The sequence below is a fragment of the Halorubrum salinarum genome (assembly GCF_013267195.1).
Lineage (GTDB): Archaea > Halobacteriota > Halobacteria > Halobacteriales > Haloferacaceae > Halorubrum > Halorubrum salinarum.
Window position 1 is genome coordinate 1,892,921 of the sequence record NZ_CP053941.1, and the last position, 22,770, is coordinate 1,915,690.

The following is a 22,770-nucleotide window of genomic DNA, read 5'->3' on the forward strand; positions in this document are numbered from 1 at the left end:
GCCGAGGCCCCGTTCGGACGCGAACCACCGTCGCGGGGCCGAACCCGGGAGTTTTTAACGTGGGCGAGAGTACGCCGAGGTACCACACTCCCGCGGGACACGGTGAGTCGCGACGACTCGGCCGTAGCGGGGCCTTCACGACGCGCGGTACGACGGTGCGCCGACGGCTCCTTGCGGGGTTTCAGTGACCGGCGCCGACCACGGCGTCAGACACGAACACACCATGGAAATCGAAATTGCGACACTCGGCGGTTACGAAGAGGTCGGTCGACAGATGACGGCGGTCCGCGCGGGCGAGGACATCGTCATCTTCGACATGGGCCTGAACCTCAGTAAGGTCCTCATCCACGACAACGTGGAGACCGAGAGCATGCACAGCCTCGACCTGATCGACATGGGCGCCATCCCGGACGACCGGGTCATGAGCGAACTGGAGGGCGACGTTCAGGCGATCGTCCCCACCCACGGGCACCTCGACCACATCGCGGGGATCCCGAAGCTCGCCCACCGCTACGACGCCCCCATCGTCTCGGCGCCGTACACGATCGAGCTGGTCCGCCAGCAGATCGAAGACGAGGGCAAGTTCCAGGTCGACAACGACCTCGTGAAGATGAAGCCGGGCGCCACGATGGCGATCGGCGACTCCGAGCAGGTCGAACTGGAGTTCGTCAACGTCACCCACTCGATCATCGACGCGATCAACCCGGTCCTCCACACGCCCGAGGGGGCGGTCGTCTACGGCCTCGACAAGCGCCTGGACCACGACCCCGTCATCGGCGACCCGATCGACATGGACCGGTTCCGCGAGATCGGCCGCCAGGACGAGGGTGTCCTCGCGTACATCGAGGACTGTACGAACGCCGGCCGGAAGGGTCGGACCCCCTCCGAGTCGTACGCGAAGAAGCACGTCGAGGACACGCTGAAGTCGATGGAGGACTACACCGGCGGCATCGTCGCCACCACGTTCTCCTCCCACATCGCCCGCGTGAAGACCCTCGTCGAGTACGCCCGCGAGATCGGCCGCCAGCCGGTCCTGCTCGGGCGCTCGATGGAGAAGTACTCCGGCACGGCCGAGCGGCTCGACTTCGTCGACTTCCAGGGCGACGTCGGCATGTACGGCCACCGGAAGTCGGTCGACCGCGCGTTCAAGCGCATCATGAAGGAGGGGAAGGGCAACTTCCTCCCCATCGTCACCGGCCACCAAGGCGAGCCCCGCGCGATGCTCACCCGCATGGGCCGCGGCGAGACGCCGTACGAAATCGACGACGGCGACAAGATCGTCTTCAGCGCCAGCGTCATCCCGGAGCCCACCAACGAGGGCCAGCGCTACCAGAGCGAACAGCTGCTCCGGATGCAGGGCGCGCGCCTCTACGACGACATCCACGTCTCCGGCCACCTCCGCGAGGAGGGCCACTACGAGATGCTGCAGGCGCTCCAGCCCCAGCACCTCATCCCGGGCCACCAGACGCTGGAGGGCCGCTCGCCGTACGTCGACCTCGCGACCTCGCAGGGGTACAAGCTCGGACGTGACGTGCACGTCACGCAGAACGGGTCCACCATCCAGCTCGTCGAATGACGAGCGAGACGAAGGAGGCGCGGGTGCTCGACGCCATCCGCGAGCGGCGTGAACTCGTCAACGCCGCTATCGACGAGGAGCTGCCGGTGCAGGAACCGGAGCGGCTGTACGAGGCGACCCGATACATCCTCGAGGCCGGCGGCAAGCGGCTCCGCCCGACGGTGACCACGCTGGCCGCGGAGGCGGTCACCGGGACCGAGCCGATGGGCGCCGACTTCCGCGCGTTCCCGTCGCTCGACGGCGACGACGTCGACGTGATGCGGGCCGCGGTCGCCATCGAGGTGATCCAGTCGTTCACGCTGATCCACGACGACATCATGGACGAGGACGACCTCAGACGGGGCGTCCCCGCGGTCCACGAGGCGTACGACGTCTCGACGGCGATCCTCGCGGGCGACACGCTCTACTCGAAGGCGTTCGAGTTCATGACCGAGACCGGGGCCGACCCGCAACACGGGCTCGAAGCGATGCGGATGCTCGCGTCGACCTGTACCGAGATCTGCGAGGGCCAGGCGCTCGACGTCGCCTTCGAGAACCGCGACGACATCCTCCCTGACGAGTACCTGGAGATGGTCGAGCTGAAGACCGCGGTGCTGTACGGCGCCTCCGCGGCGACGCCCGCCCTCCTGCTCGGCGCCGACGAGGACGTCGTCGACGCCCTCTACCAGTACGGGATCGACTCGGGGCGCGCGTTCCAGATCCAGGACGACGTGCTCGACCTGACGGTCCCGTCGGAGGACCTCGGCAAGCAGCGCGGCTCCGACCTCGTCGAGGGGAAGGAGACGCTCATCACGCTCCACGCCCGCCAGCAGGGCGTCGACGTCGACGGCCTCGTCGACGCCGACACACCCGCCGAGGTGAGCGAGGCGGCCATCGACGACGCGGTCGCGGCGCTAGAGGAGGTCGGCTCCATCGAGTACGCCCGCGACACCGCCGAGGAGCTCACCGCGCGGTCGAAGGAGCACCTCGAACTGCTGCCCGAGAGCGGCTCCCGCGGCCTGCTCGAAGATCTCGCTGACTACCTCATCGTTCGCGGCTACTGAGCCGGGCGCCCGCGGGTCCCGTCCGGCGACTCGGCACCGGCGGTCCGGGCCGGGACGGACACCGCTTTACCCGCGGCCCCCGTTTGGTCGGCCGTGTCACGGTACCGAGACGTCCTCCTGTTTTTCACCCTCGCACTGCTGTGGGGCGGCTCCTTCGTCGCCATCGAGGTCGGCCTCGACTACTACCCGCCGGTGCTGTACGCCGCGTACCGGTTCGACGTGGCGGCGCTCGCGCTGCTCTCGTACGTGCTGCTCACGCGGGACGACCCGTTCCCGCGGACCCGCGGCGACCTCGTCGCGATCGGGTTCAGCGGCGGGCTCTCCGTGGCGGCGAACAACGCCCTGCTGTTCGTCGGCCAGCAGTACACGACGAGCGGCATCGCCTCCATCACCTACAGCCTCGTACCCATCGCGACCGCGGCGGTCGCGGCCCTGTGGATCGGCGGCGCCGACCTCGATGCGCGCGGCGCGGTCGGGGTCGTCCTCGCGTTCCTCGGCGTGGGGCTCGTGGCGCAGCCGGACCCCGCGAACCTCGGCGGGGGCGTCGCGGTCGGCGTCGGGCTGATCGCGGTCGGCGTGGTCGCCGTCGCGATCGGCAGCGTCGGGCTCCGGACGGTCGAGACCTCGTTCTCCAGCGTCGCGCTCACCGGGTGGGCGATGGGGTTCGGCGCGCTCGCCATCCACGCGCTCAGCCTCGGGATCGGCGAGAGCCAGCGGCTCCCGGCCGCCGCCCCGCCCGCGCTCCTCTCGCTGGGGTTCCTCGGACTGCTCTCCTCTGCGGTGGCGTACACCATCTACTTCACGCTGCTCGACCGGCTCGGCCCCTTCGAGATCAACCTCGTCTCCTACGTCGTTCCGATCGTGGCCACGGTCGCAGGCGCCCTGCTGCTCGCCGAGCCGGTGACGCCGTTCACCGTCGCGGGCTTCGTTGTCATCGTCCTCGGGTTCGGCCTGCTGAAGCGCCGCGAGATAGCCGACGCGGCCGCCGGGATCCGGTTCCCCGGGTGAGCGTCGCGTCCGCACGGACCGCTCGGGGACCGATGTCCGTCAGTCGTCGAGCGCGCGGATGTCGTCGATGATCTCGACCGCGTGGTCCTCGGGGGAGACGCCCTCGTAGGCCAGGACTACGGTGCCCTCGTCGTCGAGGACGTACGTGTTCCGGAACACGCCGTCGAAGGTGTTCCCGAACATCTGCTTCTCGCCGTAGGAGTCGTACGCGCTCGACACGGCGCCGTCGGGGTCCGAGAGGAGCGTGAAGGGGAGGTCGTACTCCGCGGCGAACGGTTCGAGGTCCGCGACGGGGTCGTCGCTGATCCCGACGACGGCGACGTCTTCCGCCTCGAACGCGTCCCACTCGTCGCGGAAGCTACACGCCTCGGCGGTGCAGCCGGGCGTGTCGGCGCGCGGGTAGAAGTACACCACCGTATGACCGGCCGCGGCCGGGTCGACGGTGACCGTCTCGCCGCGGTGGTCGGTGAGCGTGATCTCGGGTGCGGAGTCGCCCGGTTCGAGCATACGCATCGACGCGTCTCGAAGGGGTTAGGCGATTCGGTCCCTTTTTACCGGATACTCGCATCCTACCGGTATCGATGGCGTGGCAACCGACGCCGTACACGGCCCCGTTGCTCGTCGCGGCCGTCGCGTCGTTCGGGTTCGCCGTCTACGGGACCGCCAACCGGTCGCGCGGCGGGCACGCCCTCCTGTGGAGCTTCGTCGCCGTCGCGGGCGCCGCCGGCGTCTGGTCGCTGGCCTACGCGGCCCAGCTGTCGGCGACGACCCTCGGGCCCACGCTGTTTTTCAACCGCTTCGTCTGGCTCGGCTCCGCCGGCTTAGCGGTCGCGTGGCCCGCGTTCGTCTTCTCGTACGTCGACCGGACCGCGTGGCTCGGCCGGCGCCGGTTCGCGCTCCTCTGGGTCGTCCCCGTCGCGGTCGCGGCCGCCGTGTGGACGGCCGGCGTCGACCCGCTGTTCTACGCCGACCCCTCCCTCGTCGACGCCGGCGGGTACCGCGTCCTCAGCTACACGCCGACGCCGGCGCTGCTCGGCTTCGTCGGCTACACCTACACGGTCAACCTGTTCACGTTCATCGTCCTCGGATACGCGGCGGTCTCCCGCGACGGCGTGTTCCGCCGGCAGGCGGCCGTCCTCTTCCTCGCCGGCGTCGCGCCGCTGGCGCTCAGCGCGGCCGGCATCGCGGGCGTCGTCGGTCCCGACGCCGGGTTCATCGACTTCACCCCCATCGCCTTCAGCGGCACCTCGGCGCTTTTAGCGTGGGTCGTGTTCCGGTACCGCATCCTCGACGTCTCGCCGATCGCCCGCGACGCGGTGTTCGCGAACCTCTCGGACGGCGTCGTGGTCTGCGACGCCGACGGCCGCGTGGTCGACACCAACGACCCGGCGGAGGCGCTGTTCCCGGACGCCGAGCTCGGCGTCCGGGCCGACGACGCGTTCGACGACGTCCCCGCGGTCGCCGACGCGGTGACGGATCCGGCGGCCGACGACGAGTTCCGCGTGACGGTCAACGGCGACGACGCGCCGCGGTTCCTGACGGTCGACGTCCACGACATCACCGGGCCAGGGACGACCCGCGGGGGGACCGTCCTGCTGTTCCGCGACGTCACCGAGCGGGAGACGCTCCAGCGTCGCTACCGCGCGCTCATCGAGAAGTCGCCCAACGTGATCGCGGTCTGCGGCGAGGACGGGCTGCTCCGCTACGTGAGCCCGTCGATAGAGCGGCTGCTCGGCCACCGGCCGACGGAGATCGAGGGGCGACCGATCATCGACCTGGTCCACCCGGAGGACCGGCGCGAGGCGCAGCAGGCCTTCGAGCGCGCCTTCGACAGCGCCGAGCCGCAGTCGCTCACGCACCGGATCGCGCGCGCCGACGGGAGCTGGCGGCGGTTCGAGACGGTGATCGAGCGGCTGTTCGCCGACACGGGCGAGGTGGTCATCACCGCGACCGACGTGACGGACGCCCGACGGTACGAACAGCGGCTTCAGGTGTTGAACCGCGTGCTGCGGCACGACCTGAAGAACGACACTAACGTCATCGGCGGGTACGCGGACCTGCTCCGCGACCACGTCGACGAGGAGGGCGACCCGTACCTCGACATCATCGACCGGAAGGTGCGGACGCTGACGCACCTCAGCGACCAGGCCCGGGAGATCGACGTCGCGCTCCACAGCGACGCGGGGCGGGCCGAGATCGACCTCTCCGAGCTGGTCGAGCGGCTCTGCGAGTCGCTGTCGTCGTCGTTCCCCGAGGCGACGGTGACGGTGTCCGTCCCCGAGTCGGCCGTCGTCTCCGCGGACGAGCTCTTGGAGTCGGCGGTCCGGAACGTGCTGGAGAACGCCGTCGTCCACAACGACGGCGACGACCCGCGCGTCGAGGCGACGGTCGTCGCCGACGGCGACCGCTTCCGGCTCGACGTGGCCGACGACGGCCCGGGGATCCCGCCGGTCGAGCGGACGGTGTTCTCGGAGGCGCGGGAGACGGCGCTCGAACACGCGAGCGGGCTCGGACTCTGGCTCGTCCACTGGATCGTCACGGAGTCCGGCGGCGACATGGAGATCGACACGCGCGAGCCGACCGGCACGGTGGTCCGGATGTGGCTCCCGCGGGCCGCCGAGGAGAGGGAGTAGGCCCGGCCGCCGCCGCGGCGATCCCGCTCAGACGTGGACCCGGACGACGTGGCCGCCGCAGCCGCACTGCTCGACGTACTCTACGTTGACGGCGTCGCCGAACGCCGACTCCAGCGCCCCGAAGAGGTACTCCTCCGGGTGGCCGTGGTCGCCGTGTGCGACGAGGTTGACGTGGTTGCCCGCGGCCGTGTGCTCGACCGCGTCGACCGCCTGTCGCACGAGCAGGTCGCGGTCCGCGGCGTGTTCCGGGCCTTCGAGGTTCGCGGACCAGGAGTTCTCGTGGACGCGGTCGGTCACCGGGTCGGCGCCGTGGTCGTGTTCGTCGTCGGGGTCGGACGGTGTGCTCGCCATGTCTCGTCCGAGGCGCTCGGGCCCCGTCCGTCTTCGAGCGAACATGTTCGAGCGGCGTCCCGGCGCTCGACCGTCCCTCCCGAACGATTTCGGGAGGAGTTACATCACCGCGGACCCCGACGACCCACCCATGAGCCCCGATCCGTTCGACGACGCGGACGAGCGGCTGGACGCCCGCGAGATAGACGGCGAGCCGTTCGGCGACATCATGTCCGCGCTCGACGGCCTCGACGAGGGGGAGTCGCTCTGTCTGGTGAACGGCTTCGAGCCGGTGCCGCTGTACGACGTGCTCGCGGAGCGCGGGTTCGAACACGAGACGGCGAACCCGGCCGACGACGAGTGGCACGTCGAGATCACGCGCCCCTGAGCACCGGCCAACTGGTCGGTTCGGCTCTCGCGGCGTCGACCGCTGTCCGCAACCTCTTTGCGCGCGGTCGCCGAACCCGCGTCCATGAGTCACGGACCTCTGGACGAGGACGCGGTCGAGAGCTACCGCGAGGCCGGCGCGGTGCTGGTCGAGGCGATGAACGAGGCCCGCGAGATGGTCGAACCGGGCCGGACCCACCTCGAGGTCGCCGAGTGGACGGAGGACTTCGTCCGCGAGCAGGGGGCCGGTCTCGCCTTCCCGGTGAACATCAGCGTGGATCCGGAGGCGTCCCACGCCACCCCGAGCCGCGACGACGAGACGGAATTCGGCGAGGAGATGGTGTGTCTCGACGTCGGCGTCCACGTCGACGGCTACATCGCCGACGCCGCGGTGACGGTCGACCACACCGGCACTCCGGAGCTCGTCGAGGCCGCCGAGATGGCCCTGGAGGCCGCGCTCGACGAGGCCGGCCCGGGCGTCGAGGTCGGCGTCGTCGGGCAGGCGATCGAGGACGTGATCCGCGGGTACGGCTACACGCCGGTGCTCAACCTCTCCGGGCACGGCGTCGAGCGCTACGACGCCCACACCGGTCCCACGGTGCCGAACCGCGGCGTCGACCGCTCGGTCGAACTGGAGCCGGGCCAGGCGGTCGCGATCGAGCCGTTCGCCACCGACGGCCGCGGGAAGGTCGGCGAGGGGACCGACGAGGAGATCTTCGAACAGCAGGGCTCCGCGAGCGTCCGCGACCGGCGCGCCCGACAGGCCCTCGAAGAGATCGAGGGGTTCGACGACCTCCCGTTCGCGGCGCGGTGGCTGGAGACTGACCGCGCCGAGATGGCGCTGCGCCGCCTCAAGCAGGCGAACGCGATCAAGGGGTACCCCGTGCTGAAGGAGGACGACGACGCCTTAGTGAGCCAGGCGGAACACACCCTCCTCGTCACCGAGGACGGCGTCGAGGTGACGACCGCGGGAATCCACGGCTTCGACGACTGATGGACCGGATCTTCGCGCCGTGGCGGATCGAGTGGGTCGAGCGCGACGCCGACCCGATCGACGGCTGCCCGTTCTGCGTCCTGCCCGAGCGCGAGGACGCCCGCGAGGCGCGGATCGTGGCCCGGAGCGAGCGCAACTACGTCATCCTGAACAACGCGCCGTACAACCCCGGCCACGCGATGGTGATCCCCGACGAGCACGTCGATGACCCGACCGACCTCGACGACGCGACGCTCCTCGATCACGCGCGGCTGAAGGCGGCGACGCTCGCTGCCCTGCGCCGCGACCTCGACCCCGACGGCGTCAACACCGGGCAGAACCTCGGCGGCGACGCCGCCGGCGGCTCGATCGACCACCTCCACACCCACGTCGTCCCGCGCTGGAGCGGCGACACGAACTTCATGCCCGTCACCGGCGACACGAAGGTGATCGTGGAGGCGATAGAGCGCACCTACGACCACCTTCACGACGGGTTCGCGGCTGACGAGCACGTCGTCGATTCGGGGGACGCCGACGCGGGCGACGCGGTCGAACTCGACTTCGGCCTCGCGGTCGACGGCTGATCGCGGCCCGCGCGACCCGCTTTTCCCGACGCGTCAGTACACGAGTTCGCCCGAGATGAACTTCCGGGTGCGCTCGTTCTCGGGGTCCTCGAAGATGGCTTCGGTCGGACCGATCTCGGAGATGCCGTCGTCCAACAGCACCGCGACCCGGTCCGCGACGCGCTCGGCCTGATGCATGTCGTGGGTCGCGACGACGACGCCGATCCCTCGGTCGCGCGCCTCGCCGATCGCCTCCTCGATGACTGCCGTGTTCCGCGGGTCGAGGTCGGAGGTCGGCTCGTCGAGGAGAAGCACGTCCGGGTCGTACGCCAGCGCCCGGGCGAAGGAGACGCGCTGCGCCTCGCCGCCCGACAGCGAGTCGACGGGCTGGTCGATCTTGTCGGCCAGCCCCACGACCTCCAAGGACTCGTCGACCGCGTCTACGGCGCCGTTCAGCCGGAGGACCGAGGCGATCCGCTCGCTCCACGAGCGGCGGACCCGGAGCCCGTACTCGACGTTGCGGGCGACCGACCCCCCGAAGAGGCTCGCCTCTTGGAACACCATGCCGACGCGGCGGCGCAGCGCGAGCCGCTCCGCCTCGTCGACCGCCCACGCGTCGGTCCCGTCGAGCGTCACGGTCCCCTCGTCCGGCTCCAGCGAGAGCGCGAGCGTCCGCAGCAGCGTCGTCTTGCCGACGCCGGACGGACCGATGACCCCCACGACCTCGCCGGCCTCGACGTCGATCGAGAGGTCGCGGAACACGGGCTCGTCGCCGTACGCGTGGGACACCCCCGTCGCGCGGAGCATCAGCCCGTCACCTCCCGGCGCATCAGCCCGCCACCCCCCGGTCGCCGAAGCGGACGACGATCGCGTTGACGATCAACACGAGCGCGACGAGGACGGCGCCGAGCACCATGGCGGTCTCGTACTGCCCCTGCCGCGCCTCGAGTTGGATCGCCGTCGTCAGGGTGCGCGTCTTCGAGATGCCGTCCGCGCTCGTGATGTTCCCGCCGACGATCAGCACCGAGCCGACCTCGCTGATCGCGCGGCCGAACCCGGCCAGCACCGCGGTCGCGATCCCGTACCGCGCCTCCTTGATCACGACGAGCGCCACGTCGACGCGCGTCCCGCCGAGGACGCGGGCCGCGTCGCGGACCCCGTCGTCGACGCCGCTCACGGCCGCGAGGCTGATCGCCGTGATCGGCGGCGTCGCGAGGACGAACTGCGACATGATCATCGCCTCGCGGGTGAAGATCAGCTCCAGCGAGCCGAGCGGCCCCTGGTTCGAGACCGCGAACAGCACGACGAGCCCCACGACCACGCTGGGGAACCCCATCCCGGTGTTGACCACCGACTTCACGAACTCCTTCCCCGGGAACTCCGTGAGCCCGATGGCGACGGCGGCCGGCACGCTGACGAGCGTGCTCAGCGCCACCGCGGTCAGGCTCACGTACAGCGAGACGGCGATGACGCTCCCGACGTACCCGTCCCTGAACGAGACGCCGAAGAGCGACGCCGCGGGCCGCGCGGCGGCGTCGAGCAGCGCCGGGACCGACTGGACGGTCGCTTCGAACGGCACGGCTACTCGTCGTCGCTCTCGCTACTCCAACCCTCCGGAACGTACTGCTGGAAGTTCGGGTCCTCGGAGACGGCCTCCGGAAAGAACAGCTGCTCGCCGTTCACCTGGTACTCCGAGATGGCCTCCTGGACGCCCGGGCTGGTGATCCAGCCGATGTACGCCATCGCGAGGTCGTAGTTGGCGTTCTCGTGGACCCCGGGGTTGACCGCCATCACTCCGTACGGGTTCGAGAGGATCTCCGGCCCGTCCTCGATCGGTCCCTGGACGAGGATCGTGAGTTCGATCTCCGAGCGCTGCGAGATGAAGGTGCCGCGGTCGGAGAGCGTGTACGCGCCCTGCTGGTTGGCGATGTTCAGCGCCTCGCCCATCCCGGTGCCGGTCTCCTGGTACCAGTCGCCGCCGGGATCCGTGCCGGCCGCCTCCCAGAGGTTCAGTTCCTTCGTGTGCGTGCCGGACTCGTCGCCCCGGGAGACGAACGTCGCCTCCGCCTCGGCGATGGCGGTGAGCGCCTCGGTCGCGGAGCCCATGCCCTGAATTCCCGCCGGGTCGCTCTCGGGCCCGACGATCACGAAGTCGTTGAACATCAGGTCCCGGCGGTTGACCCCGTACCCGTTCCGCATGAACTCGTCTTCGAGCCCGCGGGCGTGGACCATCACGATGTCCGAGTCGCCGTTGCGGGCGGTCTCTAACGCCGCGCCGGTCCCCTGCGCGACGGCGTCGACGGTGACGCCGTACATCTCCTCGAAGTCCGTATGGATCTCGTCTAAGAGCCCGGTGTCGTACGTGCTCGTCGTCGTCGTGAGCGTCAGCGTCTCGCCCGCGACGCCGACCGACTCGGCGGCGTTCCCGCCGTCGTCGGTCCCGTTCCCGCCGCCGCCGTCGTCGCCGCTGGTCGACGAACAGCCCGCGGTGCTCGCGATCGCTCCGGCGCCCAGCGCGGCCACGAACCGCCTCCGTTGTATCGGCATAGATACAACGGTGGGTCGACGCCACATATAACTTCCGCGCTGCGACGGGCGACGGGGGCGGCGGGCGAAAACGCCATGACGGCCCGGGGGCATCCTCCGGGCATGGGAGAGCCGACCGAGGCCGGGCCGGACGCAGCGGCGGGACGCGGGCGGGCCGCGCTCATCGAGGACGGCGTCGAGTTCGACGGCCGCGACGCGGCGCTGCTGCGCGCGGTCGACGCGGCGGGGTCCGTCGCGGGCGCGGCCGCCGACCTGGGTCGCTCGCGCGCCCGCGCCCTCTCGCGGATCGAGGCCTTGGAGGAGGCCTACGGGACGCTCGTGGAGCGGCGCCGCGGCGGCGAGGGCGGCGGCGGGAGCCGGCTCGCCGCGTCCGGCCGCGCGCTCCTCGACCGCTACGACCGGCTCCAGGCCGTCCTCGCGGCGGCCGCGGCGGTCCCGGAGACGGTGCTCGACGGCACCGTGACGGCCGTCGACGGCGAGCTCGCGGTCGTCGACACCGCGGTCGGGGAACTGTCCGGGCTTCACGGGGGAACGGGGGACGACGAGGGCGGCGGGAGCGAGAGCGGCGGCGTCGGGGACGGCGACGGGAGCGGAGTGTCCGTCGGCGACGCGGTCCAGGTCCGGATCGGCGCCGACGCCGTCACGGTCAACGACGCGGCCGACGCGGTGGACCCCGACGCGACGAGCGCCCGGAACCGCCTCGCCGGCCGCGTCTCGCGCGTCGATCCCGGCGAGACGGTGTCGACGGTCCGGATCGCGGTCGGGGTGGCCGAGGGCTCCGACGACGTCGAGGTGGCCGCGCTGATCACCGCCGAGAGCATCGAGCGGCTCGGCCTCGCTCCCGGCGACCCGGTGTCGATCCGCTGGAAGGCGACCGCGACGCGGCTGGTGGCGCACGCGGCGTGACGCCGTCCGGTGGGTCTGCGTGTCGGCGTGGTCGTCCGTTTCGGTGAGGTCGGTCCGCCCGCCGAGGCGTGGGAACCGCTCTCGCGCAAGCGAACGGTTTTTGCGTCGACCGACGGGAAGAGTGGTATGGACGAGGACACCCCCGAGGGGGCGACGCCGGGCGGCGACGGGCGCGGGTCCGACCCCGCCCCCGGGCCGTCGACGGCCCCCCGGACCGACGGCGGGACCGAGCGCGCGGACGAGCCGACCGAGGACGTCGCGCTCGACCCGTGGGGGTCGGCGTCGGTCGGGGACTACGCGGACCTGTTCGAGGAGTTCGGCATCGAGGCGTTCGACGAGGTCGCCGACGAGGTCCCGGACCCGCACTACCTGATGCGCCGCGGCGTCATCTTCGGCCACCGCGAGTACGACGCGGTCGCCGAGGCGATGGCGAACGACGAGCCGTTCGCGGCGCTGTCCGGGTTCATGCCCACCGGCGACCCGCACATCGGCCACAAGCTCGTGTTCGACGAGATCATCTGGCATCAGGAGATGGGCGGGGACGCGTTCGGCCTCATCGCCGACCTCGAAGCCCACTCGGCGCGCGGCATGTCGTGGGACGAGATCGACGAGCACGCGCGCAACTACCTCCTCTCGCTGCTCGCGCTCGGCTTCGACGCGGAGGCGGGCGAGATCTACCGCCAGTCGGACAACCGTGAGGTCCAGGACCTCGGCTTCGAACTGGGCTCGAAGGCGAACTTCTCGGAGTTCGAGGCGATCTACGGCTTCGACGGCGAGACGAACATCTCCCACATGCAGAGCGTGATCACCCAGACGGCGGACATCCTCTACCCCCAGCTCGTCGACGAGCCGAAGCCCACGGTGATCCCGGTCGGCCCGGACCAGGACCCCCACGTCCGGCTCACCCGGGACCTGGCGACCCGCGTGCGCTACTTCAAGGTGACCGAGGCGTTCGCCTCCTTCGAGCTGGACGACGACGAGCGGCAGCTGGTCCGGGCCGCCTACGACGCGCTCGCGGCCGGGAGCGCGGACGACGGCGACGACCCCGACGTGCGCTGCGAGGACGCGGCCGAGTGGCTCGCGGACTACGAGCCGCCGGAGTCGGACCGCGAGAGCGTCGACCTCGCGGCCGCGAAGGCGACCGCGCTCGACAAGCTCGAAGCCGGCGGGAAGGAGCCGCTCCGCCCTCGCGTCCGGTTCTTCGACCGCAACGCCACCGACGAGGCGTTCGAGGCGCTGATCGAGGCGGTCGACGGCGAGAAGCGCGTGTTCGAGGGCCACGTCGACGCCTTCGACCTCACTCGCGGCGAGGCCGAGTCGGTCGCCCGGGAGGTCGAGATCGACCACGACGGGTTCGGCTTCCGGCAGCCCTCCTCGATCTACCACCGGTTCATGACCGGGCTCACCGGCGGGAAGATGTCCTCGTCGATCCCGGCGAGCCACATCTCGCTGCTCGACGACCCCGGGGACGGCTACGACAAGGTGAAGGCGGCGACGACCGGCGGCCGCGACACCGCCGAGGAGCAGCGCGAGCTCGGCGGCGAGGCCGACGAGTGCCCCGTCTATGAGCTGTACGCCTACCTGCTCGCGGGCGACGACGACGAGCTGACCAAGGAGGTGTACTCGGAGTGCGTCAACGGCGAGCGCCTCTGTGGCGGCTGTAAGGAGCAGGCCGCCGAGCTGATGCGCGAGTTCCTCGCAGACCACCAGGAGAAGCGCGAGGAGGCCGAGGAACTGCTTGAGAACCTCGACATCGACCTCGACTCCGACCGGCGCGGCACGGGCGGCGAGCACTGAGGCGTCTCCGCCGAGTCGCGAGCCGATTCTCACACATTTCATTCATAAATGAACGGCGCGGTCGGCGCGTGCCGCTGAGCGCCGCAGCGCGGCGCGAACCGCACGCGCGAGGTCGCCGGCGCGTAGCGCCGGCTGCCAGAGGGACCTTCGGTCCCTCGCTGGAGTCAGTCGCCGGAGCGAAGCGGAGGCGACTGACGAGGCTGGGGAGGCGTGAGGTGCCGTGCGGGGTGGGACTTTGGCGGCGTTCTCCGCCGATCCGGATTCGGCTACGTATCAGTGCCAGCGATCGACTTACAGCTCGTTTTTCACGTACACGCCCAGCAGCCCGCCGAGGGCGCTCAACACCACGCTGTAGGCGACGCCGCCCAACACGATCAGGGCGGCGACCAGGAACACGCCGCCGGCCGCGAGACCGGCTTCGAGCGGGAACCCGAAGAGGCCCAGGAACGGGAGAACCACCAGCGCGAGCAGCAGCAGTCCGACGATCGGGATCGACGCGATCGCGCCCGAGAGCGCGCCGACCCGGAGCCCGTCGTCGCCGTTCAGGTACCCGGCGACAGCGCCGCCGAGGAGGGGTGAGATGCCGGTGAACGAGAGGAGGGCCGACGCGATCGCGCCGACGACCGCGTTGAGGAGGGCGTTGTCCGTGTCCATGTGCGGTCGGACTCCCGGAGACGGCATACGTCTTGTGGAGGCCGACGGGCGAGGCGATGGTTTATGAGGCGGGCGCCACCTCTCACGGGTATGAGCGAGGAGGAGACGATCCACGTCGCGGACGTCAGCGAGGGGATCGGCGGCGACGCGACGGCGGAGCCGGGAGCGCCGGTGGAGCTCCCGGTGGTCGACGTGCTCACCGGCCGCTCGTTTATCACGGGCAAAAGCGGGTCCGGGAAGAGCAACACCGCGAGCGTCGTCATCGAGAACCTGCTCGACAACGGGTTCCCCGTGATGATCGTCGACACGGACGGGGAGTACTACGGCCTGAAAGAGGAGTACGAGATCCTCCACGCCGGCGCCGACGAGGAGTGCGACATCGTCGTCTCCCCCGAGCACGCCGAGAAGCTCGCGACGCTCGCGCTCGACCAGAACGTCCCGATCATCTTGGACGTCTCCGGCTACCTCGAAGAGGAGACCGCAAACGAGCTCCTCTTGGCGGTCGTCAGACAACTGTTCGCCAAGGAGAAGCGGATGAAGAAGCCCTTCCTCCTCGTCATTGAGGAGTGCCACGAGTACATCCCCGAGGGCGGCGGGATGGACGAGACGGGGAAGATGCTGATCAAGGTTGGCAAGCGCGGCCGGAAACACGGCCTCGGCATCGTCGGCATCAGCCAGCGCCCCGCCGACGTCAAGAAGGACTTCATCACCCAGTGCGACTGGCTCTGCTGGCACCGGCTCACGTGGGACAACGACACGAAGGTGGTCGGGCGCATCCTCGGGTCGAAGTACGCGAGCGCGGTGGAGGACTTGGGCGACGGCGAGGCCTTCCTCATGACCGACTGGGACGAGTCGATCCGCCGGATCCAGTTCCACCGCAAGGAGACGTTCGACGCGGGCGCGACCCCCGGGCTCGACGACTTCGAGCGCCCCGAGCTGAAGTCCGTCTCCAGCGACCTCGTCGGCGAGCTCCAGTCGATCTCCGACGAGAAGGAGCGCCGCGAGTCCGAGATAGCCGACCTCAAACAGGAGCTGGAGAAGAAGGACCGCCGGATCGCCGACCTCGAACGCGAGCTGGAGGAGGCCCGCGACCTGAGCGACATGGCCGACCAGTTCGCGCAGGCGCTCCTCGGCAAGGCCGAAGCGCCGTACCGGGGCGGCGGCGGCCGGGCCCGGGTCGGCGCCGAGCGCTCAGCCGGCAAGACAGACGACGGCGAAGACGAGCAGTCCGTACTCAAGTCGTACGACGAGGCGGTCGCCGCCACGAAGGGCGACGACGAGCCCGCGAGCGAGGCGGCGCCCTCCGCCGACGGCGGCGCCGAGGGAGACGCGGAGTCGGCCGCGTCCGCCGACGGCGCTTCGTCGGATCCGGACGCCGCGGCCGCAGACGGCGACGCCGCGGACGCCGAACCCGCGGCCGAGTCCGACCCCGCCCCGCCGGACGACGTCGACCCGGTCACCCGCGACGACGTGGCCGAGAGCGCGCTCCGGTTCGACGACGCGATCGAGCTCGGCACCCGGGAGGCGGTGATCGAGGAGCTGCGCTCGCGGATCGAGGCGCTCCCGGAGCTCTCGCGCGGCATGCTCCGCCACTACCGCCGCGAGGGCGCCAGCGACCCCGTCGCGGCCCACATCGACGCCGGCGGCGACGGCGACTCCGGGCACGCCTACAGCCGCCACCGGCCGATCCGGCGGGCGGGGCTCATCCGCCACGCCGGCCGCGGCCACTACGCGTACGCGGTCCCGGACCTCGTCCGCGAGGCGTACGCCGACCGCCTCGACGAGGCGCAGGTCCGCGAGATCGTCCGCGCGGTCGAGACCGCCTTCGTCCCCCCCGCCGAACTGAGCTATCCGCCGGACGCCGATCCGGCCGAGGTCGGGGAAGGGGCGGCCGCCGACCGCGCCGACGGTGCGGCCGCCCGAGACGGCCCCGACGCGGTACCCGGGGAGGCCGAAGGGGTCGGCACCGACGCCGACGCGACCGACGCCGACGGAGAGGCGGCGGCCGAGGCCGGCGAGGCCGCAGAGTCGGAGCGGGCCGAGGCGCCGACCGACGGCGGGCTGAGCGACGCCGCGCGGCGGTTCGCCGAGCGGTCCGAGCGCTGAGGCCGGCCGGTCGACGCGACGGGTACGACCCAGGAGGCCGCGGTGTAGGGGGTCAGAACGGCAGCGAGAGGTGTTCGCTCGGCACCGCGTTCCGCGCCGTCACCTGCGGGTCGACCACCTGACTGACCTCCAGGCCGCCGACGAGGCTGGAGAAGAGGTACGCCTCGGTGCGCGAGAACCCGTGGTGGTGCGAAAGCAGGTCCAGCATGTCGGCGTTCGCCAGCTCGACGGCCGCCTCCATCGTCTCGGCGCTCGCGACCGTCTTCACGGCGTCGCCGGTGTCGAGGAGGGGACGGGCGGGCGAGACGGCGGGGTCCTCGATCACCGACAGCGTCGCGTCGACCTCGACCGCTATCTCGGCGCCCGTCCCGCACATCTCCCCGTCCGCCATCGCGGCCTTCGCGTCGCCCAGCGCCAGCATCGCCCCCTCCTGGAAGACGGGGAAGTAGACGGTCGTCCCGCCGGTCACGTCGGTCGTGTCGAGGTTCCCGCCGTGGTCGTCGGGCGTGAGCGTCGAGACCGTTTCCCCGTCCGTGGCGACGCCGATCGTCCCGATCACGGGCTCGATCGACACGTCGATCCCCTCGAAGTCGACCGTCTCCGCGTCGTCGTCGACCTCGGTGATCCGCGTCGCCGGGTGGTCGATCTCCGGGTCGTCCTGGAGGAGTCCGAACCCGGGGGCGGTGAGCACCCGGCCGCGGTCCTCCGCGACGCGCACATCTTCTATCTCGACCGCGAGGACGTCGCCCGGGCTCGCGCCGGCCACGGCGATCGGCCCCGTCGCGGCGTTGACTTCCTCCGGGATCGCGTCGAGCAGGTCGTCGGCTTCCTGGATCGCGCCGTTCAGACTGTCGACCGTCTCGATCGTCAGCGACTCGCCGTCCGCGGCCTCGTAGACCGGGTCCATCTCCGGACCGAACTCGTACACGTGGCCGTCGCGGTGTGAGACGACTTCTCGTGACATCGGCTCTCGCTCCGGGCGGCGGAACCAAAAACCTCCGCCGCGGACGGACGGGGCCGCCCGGTCAGTCCTCCGGGTCGACCCCGCGCGCGGCGTCGCGGTCGAGCAGCGGCGAGTCGGGGTTCGCGCACTCCGGCCGGCCGCACACGCCCGCGTCGGCGCCGGCGCGCTCGACGCCGCCGGCCAGCGACTCGATCTCCCACGCGACCGCGTGGCCGGTCGAGCGCTCGTGTTCGCTCACGGCCGTCCGCGCCCGCCGGAGGGAGTCGAACGCCTCCTCGTACGAACAGTCGTCACAGCGGACGGTCGTCGCCATACCGGTCGTGCGGCCTCGAACGGCGTAACCCCACCGGTCCGCGTCGCCGTTGCGGTTGCGGTCGTCAGTCGGGACGCGCCCCGCCTCAGCTCTCGACCGCGGCGCGCTCGGGGCGGTCGTACTTCTCCTCGAACTCGCCGATGAGCTGGCCCATCTTCGCGTACCAGTCGTTGAGCATCCGCTGCATGTCGTCGGCGATCTGCGACGGGTCGGTCGGCCGGTACACGTGGTAGTATCCCCCCTGCTCGTAGTTGATCTGCTCCTTCTGGATGAAGCCGGCCTTGAGGAGCCGCTGGACCGCGCGGTAGGCCGTGGAGCGCTCCCGGTCGACGCGCTCGGCCACCTCGTCGATCGTGAGCGCCTCGTCGGCCGAGACGAGCGCCTGGTAACAGTCCTTGTCCAACTGCTTCAGGCCGTGGAAACACTCGAGCAACCCCTCGCACTCCATGTCCCGCTGGAGCTGTTCGGACATCGAATCGGGCATTTTACGTCGTAGGTAAGGCGTTCCGCCGCTAAAAGTGTTGTGTGTGGGACATACAATTCCGCGCACTCCGCCGCCGAGCGTCGAACGCGACCCGGCCGAGGAGTCGCTACTCGTCGGCGCCGGCGTCGCCGTCGGCCTCGTCGTCGGCGTCCGCCTCGTCGTCGGCGTCGAGGCCGGCCGCTTCGAACGCGGTCTCGACCTCCTCGACCGGCACCGTCCGGAAGCCGTCGGCCTCGGTCACGGTCGCGACCGCGAGGTCGGCGGGCTCGAACTCGTCGTCGTGAGCGGCCAGCGCCGCGACCGCGAGTTCGATGCCCTCCGCGAGCGAGAGGTCGTCGCGCCACTCGTCTTCGAGGTGACCCTGGATATCCTGCCGACCGCCGCCGATGACGGTCGCCTTCCACTCGTTCGGCGTGCCCGAGGGGTCGGCCGCGAACAGGCGCGGCTCGCCGTCGTCGATGCCGCCGATGAGGAGGGCGGCGCCGTAGGGGCGCGTGCCGCCGCGCTGGGTGTTCTCCTGGATGTGGTCGGTGACGAACTTCGTCAGCGTCTCGACACCGACGGGCTCGCCGTAGCGCAGGCGGTTCCCCTGCGACTGGCGGCGCGCGAGGTCGATCAGCTGGCGGGCGTCGGCGACGTGGCCGGCGCTCGCGGTCCCGACGTGGTCGTCGAGCTTGTGGAGCTTCTCGATGCTCTCGGCCTCCATCAGCGACGAGGAGGGGCGGGACATCGCGACGAACACGACGCCGTCGGTCGTCCGGACGCCGACGCTCGGCGCGCCGCGCGAGACCGCCTCGCGGGCGTACTCGACCTGGTAGATGCGCCCGTCCGGCGAGAACAGCGACGTGCCGCGGTCGTACGCCTGCTGGTCGTTGTTCCCCATCATCGCCCATCACCCGCTCGCGCGGTGTCGCGTTCGCTCATTACCGTTACTTACGTCGGGCCGTTGAAAAAGCATCCGTAACCGGTACGTCTCGGAGGCCGCCGAAACCGCGGGCCGGGCGGCGCGGGCCTCGCCTCCGTCGCCGACGGATATATCCACGGGGATCGCTTAGGGAGTATGACATTGACTCGAACACCATCCACGGCCGCGCTACTGGCCGCCGTGATCCTTCTCGCGACGATCGGGGGGGCCTTCGCGGCGGGCGGCGCGGCGGCGGTCCCGGACGCGCGGATCACCGTCGGCGAGGTGGGGGTCTCCCCGAGCGACCCGACCGTCGGGGAGCGGACGGCGCTGAACGTCACCGTCTCGAACTCCGGCGGCAGCGACGCGGCGGCGAACGTCACGACGGTCCGCGTCCGGAACGCCGACGGCGACGTGCTCGACAGCGTCTCGGGCGTCGGCGCGCTCTCCGCCGGCGACTCGCTCGACGCGACGCTGTGGACGTCGTTCGACGAGCCGGGCGCGAAGCGGCTCACCGTCGAGGCGGTCGCGAACCAGTCGACGACCGGCGAGTTCGTGACCGTCAGCCGCGATACCGTGGTCGAGGTCCGGCCGACACAGGTCGCGCTCGACCTTCGGACCCGCGCGCTCGACCCCGAGGACCTCCAGAGCGACGACGGGAGCGAGAGCTCGGCCGGCGACCTCGGCGTCGGCGGCATTCAGGGCATCTTCGGCGGTGGCGGCGGCCTCGACACCGGCGACGCGAGCGGCCAGGGCGACGCGCCGCCGGTCGCCGACTCGCCCGTCGAGGTGACGGTGGTCAACACCGGCACGACGACCGCCGACCGGGTGAGCCTCCGCGCGGTCGGGACCGCGGTCGACGGCGACGAGCGGACCGTCTCGGTCGGCCCGTTCGTCGTCGAGGACGTGGCGCCCGGCGAGGAGCGGCGGGTGATCGTCGACCTCGGCCCGCTCGACCGGCGGTCGGAGGTGACGGTCACCGCCGCCTTCCGCGCCGACACGGACCGGTTCGACGACCGCGGCGCCGACCGCGCCGCCGAGTCGACGGTGACGTACCCGGTCCGCGAGGCCGCGCCGACCGTCACCGACGCGACCGTGCGCGAGACCGCCGACGGCGTCGTCGTCGACGCGAACCTCGGCAACGCTGGCGGCGGCGAGATGACCGGCGCGGTCGTCTCGGTCGGCGACGCGCCGGGCGTCGAGCCGACCGCCGCGGGCGGCGAGTACTTCGTCGGCACCCTCGGCGCGAGCGACTTCGTCGGGTTCGACCTGACGACCGCGGTGAACGCCTCCGTCGCCGACGAGATACCGATCCGCGTCACCTACACCGAGCGTGGCGTCCGGTACACGGAGACCCTGACGGTGGCGGCGCCCGAGGCCGACGACGACGGGGAGAGCGGCGGCACGCTCGGTCGGATCGGCGTCGGCGGCGTGGGCGCCGCGGGCGCGGTCGCGAGCGGCCTCGCGCTCGTCGGCCTGGCCGGCGCGGTCGGCCTCGCGGTCAGGACCGGACGGATCGGCGGGTCGACGGGGCGGCGACGCGGCGGGTCGGCGCCGTGAACGGCGACGCCGCGGCCGACACACCGAGCGACGCCGTAGACGCTGCCGGTGCGGTCGATCGAACGACGGATCCCGTAGGAGACGGCGAGTTCGGCGTCGCGCTGCGGGACGTGGTGAAGCGCTACCCGAGCGGCGGCGGCGAGCCGGTCGTCGCGCTCGATCACGTCGACTTCGCGGTCCGGCCCGGCGAGTTCGTCGCGGTCGTCGGCCCCAGCGGCTCCGGGAAGTCGACGCTGCTGAACGTGCTCGGCCTGCTCGACGACCCCACCGCGGGCCGGCGCCTGCTGAACGGGACCGACGTGACGAACCTCTCCGTCGCCGAGCGGACCCGGGCCCGCAAGGAGTCGATCGGGTTCGTCTTCCAGGACTTCCACCTGCTCCCGACGCTGACCGCCGTCGAGAACGTCGCGATGCCGACCGCGTTCGACCCCGGCGACGCGAGCGGCCGGGCGGCCGACCTGCTCGCGCGGTTCGGGCTCGGCGACCGGCTCGACCACGAGCCGAGCGAGCTCTCCGGCGGGCAGAAGCAGCGCGTCGCCATCGCCCGCGCGCTGATCAACGAGCCCGCCGTGCTCCTCGCGGACGAGCCCACGGGGAACCTCGACACCGAGACGGGGGAGTCGATCCTCGCGGAGTTCGGGCGCGTCAAGGCCGAGGGGGTCGCCGTCGTCGCGGTCACGCACGACCCGCTCGTCGAGGAGTACGCCGACCGCGTCGTCGACCTCACCGACGGCGTGCTGACCGGCGGATTGCCGACCGACGGGCTGCCGGAGGGTGAGACGGGGGACGACCGATGAGCGAGGGCGACGGACGAGCGGCGAGCGGGCCCGCCGGCTGGCTCCGCGGCTGGCGCCCCGCGGTGTCGATGGCGTCGCGGAACCTGCGGCGCAACCGCGTTCGGACGGTGCTGGCGGTGTTAGGCGTCTGTATCGGCGTGCTCGCGGTCGCCGCGCTCGGCATCTTCGGGAACGTGCTGGCGCTCGGCGCCGACGACGCCATCGGGGACATCGGCACGCAGGTCGTCGTCTCGCCGAACAACGACGCGGGGGTGGAGTCGCTGTCGGACGCGGACGTGGCCTCCATCCGGCGCGCGGTCGGCGAGCCCGCGGTCGTCCCGCTGTACTCCGACAGCGCCACGGTCGCGCGGCAGGGCGAGCAGACGTTCGCGACCGTGTACGGGATCGAGGAGCCCGCGCTGGCGTACGAGGCCGCCGAAGGACGGCTCCCTGAGCGGCACCGGCAGGGGGCGATCCTCGGCGCGGGCATCGCCGCGGACCTCGACGCCGGCGCGGGCGACACCGTCGAGATCGCGGGCTCGCAGGTCCGGGTGATCGCGGTGCTGGTCGAGAGTCAGACGTTCAGCCCGGTGGCGCCCGACGACGCCGTCTTCCTCCCCGAGTCGGCGTTCTCGGCCGACGGCTACGCGCAGGCGCTCGTCATCTCCGACTCCGGCGCCGAGGCGCGCGCGGCCGCCGACGCCATCCGCGAGGAGGTGAACGCCCGCGAGGAGCGCGTGGACCTGTTCGAACTGGCCGCCCTCGTCGACGAGATCAACGAGTTCTTCGACCTGCTCTCGACGTTCCTGCTCGGGCTCGGCGCCATCTCGCTGGTCGTCGCCGGCGTCTCGATCCTCAATGTCATGCTGATGAGCACCGTCGAGCGCCGGCAGGAGATCGGCGTGATGCGCGCGGTCGGCGTCGCCCGGCGCGACGTGTTGCGCGTCCTGCTCGCGGAGGCCGGCCTGATCGGCGCGGCCGGCGCCGCGGCCGGCACCCTCCTCACCGTCCTGCTAGTCGCCGGGCTCGTCCTCGCGACGCCGGCCGTCGACGCCGCGCTCGTGATCGACCCGACGAACGGCTACTACCTCCTGCTCGCGCTCGTGTTCGGCGTGGGCGTCGGGATCGTCAGCGGCGCGTATCCGGCGTGGAAGGCGGCCAACGAGCGCCCGGTCGAGGCGCTGCGGAACTGAGGCGGCCGAGAGACCGACCCGCCCGGAGCTACCTGGCGTTCGAACGGCGCTCT

23 protein-coding genes are annotated in these 22,770 nt (G+C 71.4%); 13 read left to right on the forward strand and 10 right to left on the reverse strand.

The features are described 5' to 3' along the window. Positions 1 to 223 precede the first annotated feature (223 nt). From HPS36_RS09630 to HPS36_RS09640, 3 genes are all read left to right on the forward strand, one after another. Positions 224 to 1,576: a ribonuclease J gene (locus HPS36_RS09630; RefSeq protein WP_173230807.1), complete on the forward strand. Its 1,353-nt coding sequence runs from the start codon at positions 224 to 226 to the stop codon at positions 1,574 to 1,576. Next, the gene (idsA3, locus tag HPS36_RS09635) at positions 1,573 to 2,619 is read left to right on the forward strand and encodes a geranylfarnesyl diphosphate synthase (protein WP_173229974.1); all 1,047 of its coding nucleotides are present in this window, start codon (positions 1,573 to 1,575) and stop codon (positions 2,617 to 2,619) included. Before HPS36_RS09630 ends, idsA3 begins: the two co-directional genes overlap by 4 nt. A gap of 93 nt (positions 2,620 to 2,712) precedes the next feature. Further along, positions 2,713 to 3,627: a DMT family transporter gene (locus HPS36_RS09640; RefSeq protein WP_173229975.1), complete on the forward strand. Its 915-nt coding sequence runs from the start codon at positions 2,713 to 2,715 to the stop codon at positions 3,625 to 3,627. A 39-nt stretch (positions 3,628 to 3,666) separates the two neighbouring features. Here HPS36_RS09640 and HPS36_RS09645 read toward each other — a convergent pair whose 3' ends face one another. After that, a complete protein-coding gene (locus tag HPS36_RS09645) occupies positions 3,667 to 4,134 on the reverse strand; it encodes a peroxiredoxin (protein ID WP_173229976.1) in 468 nt (155 codons plus the stop codon). A gap of 74 nt (positions 4,135 to 4,208) precedes the next feature. Here HPS36_RS09645 and HPS36_RS09650 point away from each other — a divergent pair, with 74 nt between their 5' ends. Beyond that, the gene (locus HPS36_RS09650; RefSeq protein ID WP_173229977.1) at positions 4,209 to 6,260 is read left to right on the forward strand and encodes a histidine kinase N-terminal 7TM domain-containing protein; all 2,052 of its coding nucleotides are present in this window, start codon (positions 4,209 to 4,211) and stop codon (positions 6,258 to 6,260) included. Positions 6,261 to 6,287: 27 nt separating this feature from the next. Here HPS36_RS09650 and HPS36_RS09655 read toward each other — a convergent pair whose 3' ends face one another. Next, positions 6,288 to 6,611, reverse strand: coding sequence for a CGCGG family putative rSAM-modified RiPP protein (locus HPS36_RS09655; RefSeq protein ID WP_137716585.1), 324 nt, complete (start codon positions 6,609 to 6,611; stop codon positions 6,288 to 6,290). A gap of 130 nt (positions 6,612 to 6,741) precedes the next feature. Between HPS36_RS09655 and HPS36_RS09660 the strand changes: the two genes are divergently transcribed. From HPS36_RS09660 to HPS36_RS09670, 3 genes are all read left to right on the forward strand, one after another. Further along, entirely contained in the window at positions 6,742 to 6,978 is a 237-nt protein-coding gene (locus HPS36_RS09660; RefSeq protein WP_173229978.1) for a DUF2249 domain-containing protein, read from the forward strand. An 84-nt stretch (positions 6,979 to 7,062) separates the two neighbouring features. Continuing rightward, entirely contained in the window at positions 7,063 to 7,971 is a 909-nt protein-coding gene (gene map, locus HPS36_RS09665; RefSeq protein WP_173229979.1) for a type II methionyl aminopeptidase, read from the forward strand. Further along, positions 7,971 to 8,534 (forward strand): HIT family protein, encoded by a 564-nt coding sequence (locus HPS36_RS09670; RefSeq protein ID WP_173229980.1) that lies wholly within the window; start codon positions 7,971 to 7,973, stop codon positions 8,532 to 8,534. Before map ends, HPS36_RS09670 begins: the two co-directional genes overlap by 1 nt. A 33-nt stretch (positions 8,535 to 8,567) precedes the next feature. On the opposite strand, the gene HPS36_RS09675 is transcribed toward HPS36_RS09670, so the two are convergent. The 3 genes from HPS36_RS09675 to HPS36_RS09685 are packed head-to-tail and all read right to left on the reverse strand — an operon-like array spanning position 8,568 to position 11,060. Continuing rightward, positions 8,568 to 9,320 (reverse strand): amino acid ABC transporter ATP-binding protein, encoded by a 753-nt coding sequence (locus HPS36_RS09675; RefSeq protein WP_173229981.1) that lies wholly within the window; start codon positions 9,318 to 9,320, stop codon positions 8,568 to 8,570. A gap of 22 nt (positions 9,321 to 9,342) precedes the next feature. After that, on the reverse strand, positions 9,343 to 10,092 hold the full coding sequence (locus HPS36_RS09680) for an ABC transporter permease (protein ID WP_173229982.1): 750 nt from the start codon (positions 10,090 to 10,092) through the stop codon (positions 9,343 to 9,345). 2 nt (positions 10,093 to 10,094) lie between these two features. Continuing rightward, positions 10,095 to 11,060 (reverse strand): substrate-binding domain-containing protein, encoded by a 966-nt coding sequence (locus tag HPS36_RS09685; protein ID WP_173229983.1) that lies wholly within the window; start codon positions 11,058 to 11,060, stop codon positions 10,095 to 10,097. A 102-nt stretch (positions 11,061 to 11,162) separates the two neighbouring features. Between HPS36_RS09685 and HPS36_RS09690 the strand changes: the two genes are divergently transcribed. Then, entirely contained in the window at positions 11,163 to 11,966 is an 804-nt protein-coding gene (locus HPS36_RS09690; protein WP_173229984.1) for a TOBE domain-containing protein, read from the forward strand. A 126-nt stretch (positions 11,967 to 12,092) separates the two neighbouring features. Then, the gene (locus HPS36_RS09695) at positions 12,093 to 13,763 is read left to right on the forward strand and encodes a tryptophan--tRNA ligase (protein WP_173229985.1); all 1,671 of its coding nucleotides are present in this window, start codon (positions 12,093 to 12,095) and stop codon (positions 13,761 to 13,763) included. Between the two features lie 291 nt (positions 13,764 to 14,054). Here the strand turns inward: HPS36_RS09695 and HPS36_RS09700 are convergent, their stop codons facing one another. Further along, on the reverse strand, positions 14,055 to 14,417 hold the full coding sequence (locus HPS36_RS09700; RefSeq protein WP_121562805.1) for a DUF5518 domain-containing protein: 363 nt from the start codon (positions 14,415 to 14,417) through the stop codon (positions 14,055 to 14,057). A 90-nt stretch (positions 14,418 to 14,507) separates the two neighbouring features. Between HPS36_RS09700 and HPS36_RS09705 the strand changes: the two genes are divergently transcribed. Then, positions 14,508 to 16,523 (forward strand): ATP-binding protein, encoded by a 2,016-nt coding sequence (locus HPS36_RS09705; RefSeq protein WP_173229986.1) that lies wholly within the window; start codon positions 14,508 to 14,510, stop codon positions 16,521 to 16,523. A 52-nt stretch (positions 16,524 to 16,575) separates the two neighbouring features. Here the strand turns inward: HPS36_RS09705 and HPS36_RS09710 are convergent, their stop codons facing one another. The 4 genes from HPS36_RS09710 to psmA form a co-directional block, all read right to left on the reverse strand. After that, positions 16,576 to 17,487, reverse strand: a complete 912-nt coding sequence (locus tag HPS36_RS09710; protein WP_173229987.1) for an acetamidase/formamidase family protein — start codon at positions 17,485 to 17,487, stop codon at positions 16,576 to 16,578. A 61-nt stretch (positions 17,488 to 17,548) separates the two neighbouring features. Continuing rightward, positions 17,549 to 17,800, reverse strand: coding sequence for a DUF7542 family protein (locus tag HPS36_RS09715; RefSeq protein WP_173229988.1), 252 nt, complete (start codon positions 17,798 to 17,800; stop codon positions 17,549 to 17,551). 85 nt (positions 17,801 to 17,885) lie between these two features. Further along, positions 17,886 to 18,284 (reverse strand): helix-turn-helix domain-containing protein, encoded by a 399-nt coding sequence (locus HPS36_RS09720; RefSeq protein ID WP_121562801.1) that lies wholly within the window; start codon positions 18,282 to 18,284, stop codon positions 17,886 to 17,888. Between the two features lie 106 nt (positions 18,285 to 18,390). Further along, positions 18,391 to 19,170: an archaeal proteasome endopeptidase complex subunit alpha gene (gene psmA / locus HPS36_RS09725; protein WP_173229989.1), complete on the reverse strand. Its 780-nt coding sequence runs from the start codon at positions 19,168 to 19,170 to the stop codon at positions 18,391 to 18,393. Positions 19,171 to 19,344: 174 nt separating this feature from the next. Here psmA and HPS36_RS09730 point away from each other — a divergent pair, with 174 nt between their 5' ends. From HPS36_RS09730 to HPS36_RS09740, 3 genes are read left to right on the forward strand one after another with little or no spacing between them, the layout of a single operon-like run. Then, complete coding sequence (locus tag HPS36_RS09730; protein WP_173229990.1) at positions 19,345 to 20,748, forward strand: hypothetical protein; 1,404 nt, start codon at positions 19,345 to 19,347, stop codon at positions 20,746 to 20,748. Next, positions 20,745 to 21,545 (forward strand): ABC transporter ATP-binding protein, encoded by an 801-nt coding sequence (locus tag HPS36_RS09735; RefSeq protein ID WP_394353759.1) that lies wholly within the window; start codon positions 20,745 to 20,747, stop codon positions 21,543 to 21,545. The genes HPS36_RS09730 and HPS36_RS09735 overlap by 4 nt, the downstream gene beginning before the upstream one ends. Beyond that, a complete protein-coding gene (locus HPS36_RS09740) occupies positions 21,542 to 22,717 on the forward strand; it encodes an ABC transporter permease (RefSeq protein ID WP_173229991.1) in 1,176 nt (391 codons plus the stop codon). The genes HPS36_RS09735 and HPS36_RS09740 overlap by 4 nt, the downstream gene beginning before the upstream one ends. Positions 22,718 to 22,770 lie beyond the last annotated feature (53 nt).

Bases quoted from the DNA above. Each gene is read 5' to 3' on its own strand.
- HPS36_RS09630 (WP_173230807.1), top strand. From the start codon at position 224: ATGGAAATCGAAATTGCGACACTCGGCGGTTACGAAGAGGTCGGTCGA.
- idsA3 (WP_173229974.1), top strand. From the start codon at position 1,573: ATGACGAGCGAGACGAAGGAGGCGCGGGTGCTCGACGCCATCCGCGAG.
- HPS36_RS09645 (WP_173229976.1), bottom strand. From the start codon at position 4,134: ATGCTCGAACCGGGCGACTCCGCACCCGAGATCACGCTCACCGACCAC.
- HPS36_RS09650 (WP_173229977.1), top strand. From the start codon at position 4,209: ATGGCGTGGCAACCGACGCCGTACACGGCCCCGTTGCTCGTCGCGGCC.
- HPS36_RS09655 (WP_137716585.1), bottom strand. From the start codon at position 6,611: ATGGCGAGCACACCGTCCGACCCCGACGACGAACACGACCACGGCGCC.
- HPS36_RS09660 (WP_173229978.1), top strand. From the start codon at position 6,742: ATGAGCCCCGATCCGTTCGACGACGCGGACGAGCGGCTGGACGCCCGC.
- map (WP_173229979.1), top strand. From the start codon at position 7,063: ATGAGTCACGGACCTCTGGACGAGGACGCGGTCGAGAGCTACCGCGAG.
- HPS36_RS09670 (WP_173229980.1), top strand. From the start codon at position 7,971: ATGGACCGGATCTTCGCGCCGTGGCGGATCGAGTGGGTCGAGCGCGAC.
- HPS36_RS09675 (WP_173229981.1), bottom strand. From the start codon at position 9,320: ATGCTCCGCGCGACGGGGGTGTCCCACGCGTACGGCGACGAGCCCGTG.
- HPS36_RS09685 (WP_173229983.1), bottom strand. From the start codon at position 11,060: ATGCCGATACAACGGAGGCGGTTCGTGGCCGCGCTGGGCGCCGGAGCG.
- HPS36_RS09690 (WP_173229984.1), top strand. From the start codon at position 11,163: ATGGGAGAGCCGACCGAGGCCGGGCCGGACGCAGCGGCGGGACGCGGG.
- HPS36_RS09695 (WP_173229985.1), top strand. From the start codon at position 12,093: ATGGACGAGGACACCCCCGAGGGGGCGACGCCGGGCGGCGACGGGCGC.
- HPS36_RS09700 (WP_121562805.1), bottom strand. From the start codon at position 14,417: ATGGACACGGACAACGCCCTCCTCAACGCGGTCGTCGGCGCGATCGCG.
- HPS36_RS09705 (WP_173229986.1), top strand. From the start codon at position 14,508: ATGAGCGAGGAGGAGACGATCCACGTCGCGGACGTCAGCGAGGGGATC.
- HPS36_RS09710 (WP_173229987.1), bottom strand. From the start codon at position 17,487: ATGTCACGAGAAGTCGTCTCACACCGCGACGGCCACGTGTACGAGTTC.
- HPS36_RS09715 (WP_173229988.1), bottom strand. From the start codon at position 17,800: ATGGCGACGACCGTCCGCTGTGACGACTGTTCGTACGAGGAGGCGTTC.
- HPS36_RS09720 (WP_121562801.1), bottom strand. From the start codon at position 18,284: ATGCCCGATTCGATGTCCGAACAGCTCCAGCGGGACATGGAGTGCGAG.
- psmA (WP_173229989.1), bottom strand. From the start codon at position 19,170: ATGATGGGGAACAACGACCAGCAGGCGTACGACCGCGGCACGTCGCTG.
- HPS36_RS09730 (WP_173229990.1), top strand. From the start codon at position 19,345: ATGACATTGACTCGAACACCATCCACGGCCGCGCTACTGGCCGCCGTG.
- HPS36_RS09740 (WP_173229991.1), top strand. From the start codon at position 21,542: ATGAGCGAGGGCGACGGACGAGCGGCGAGCGGGCCCGCCGGCTGGCTC.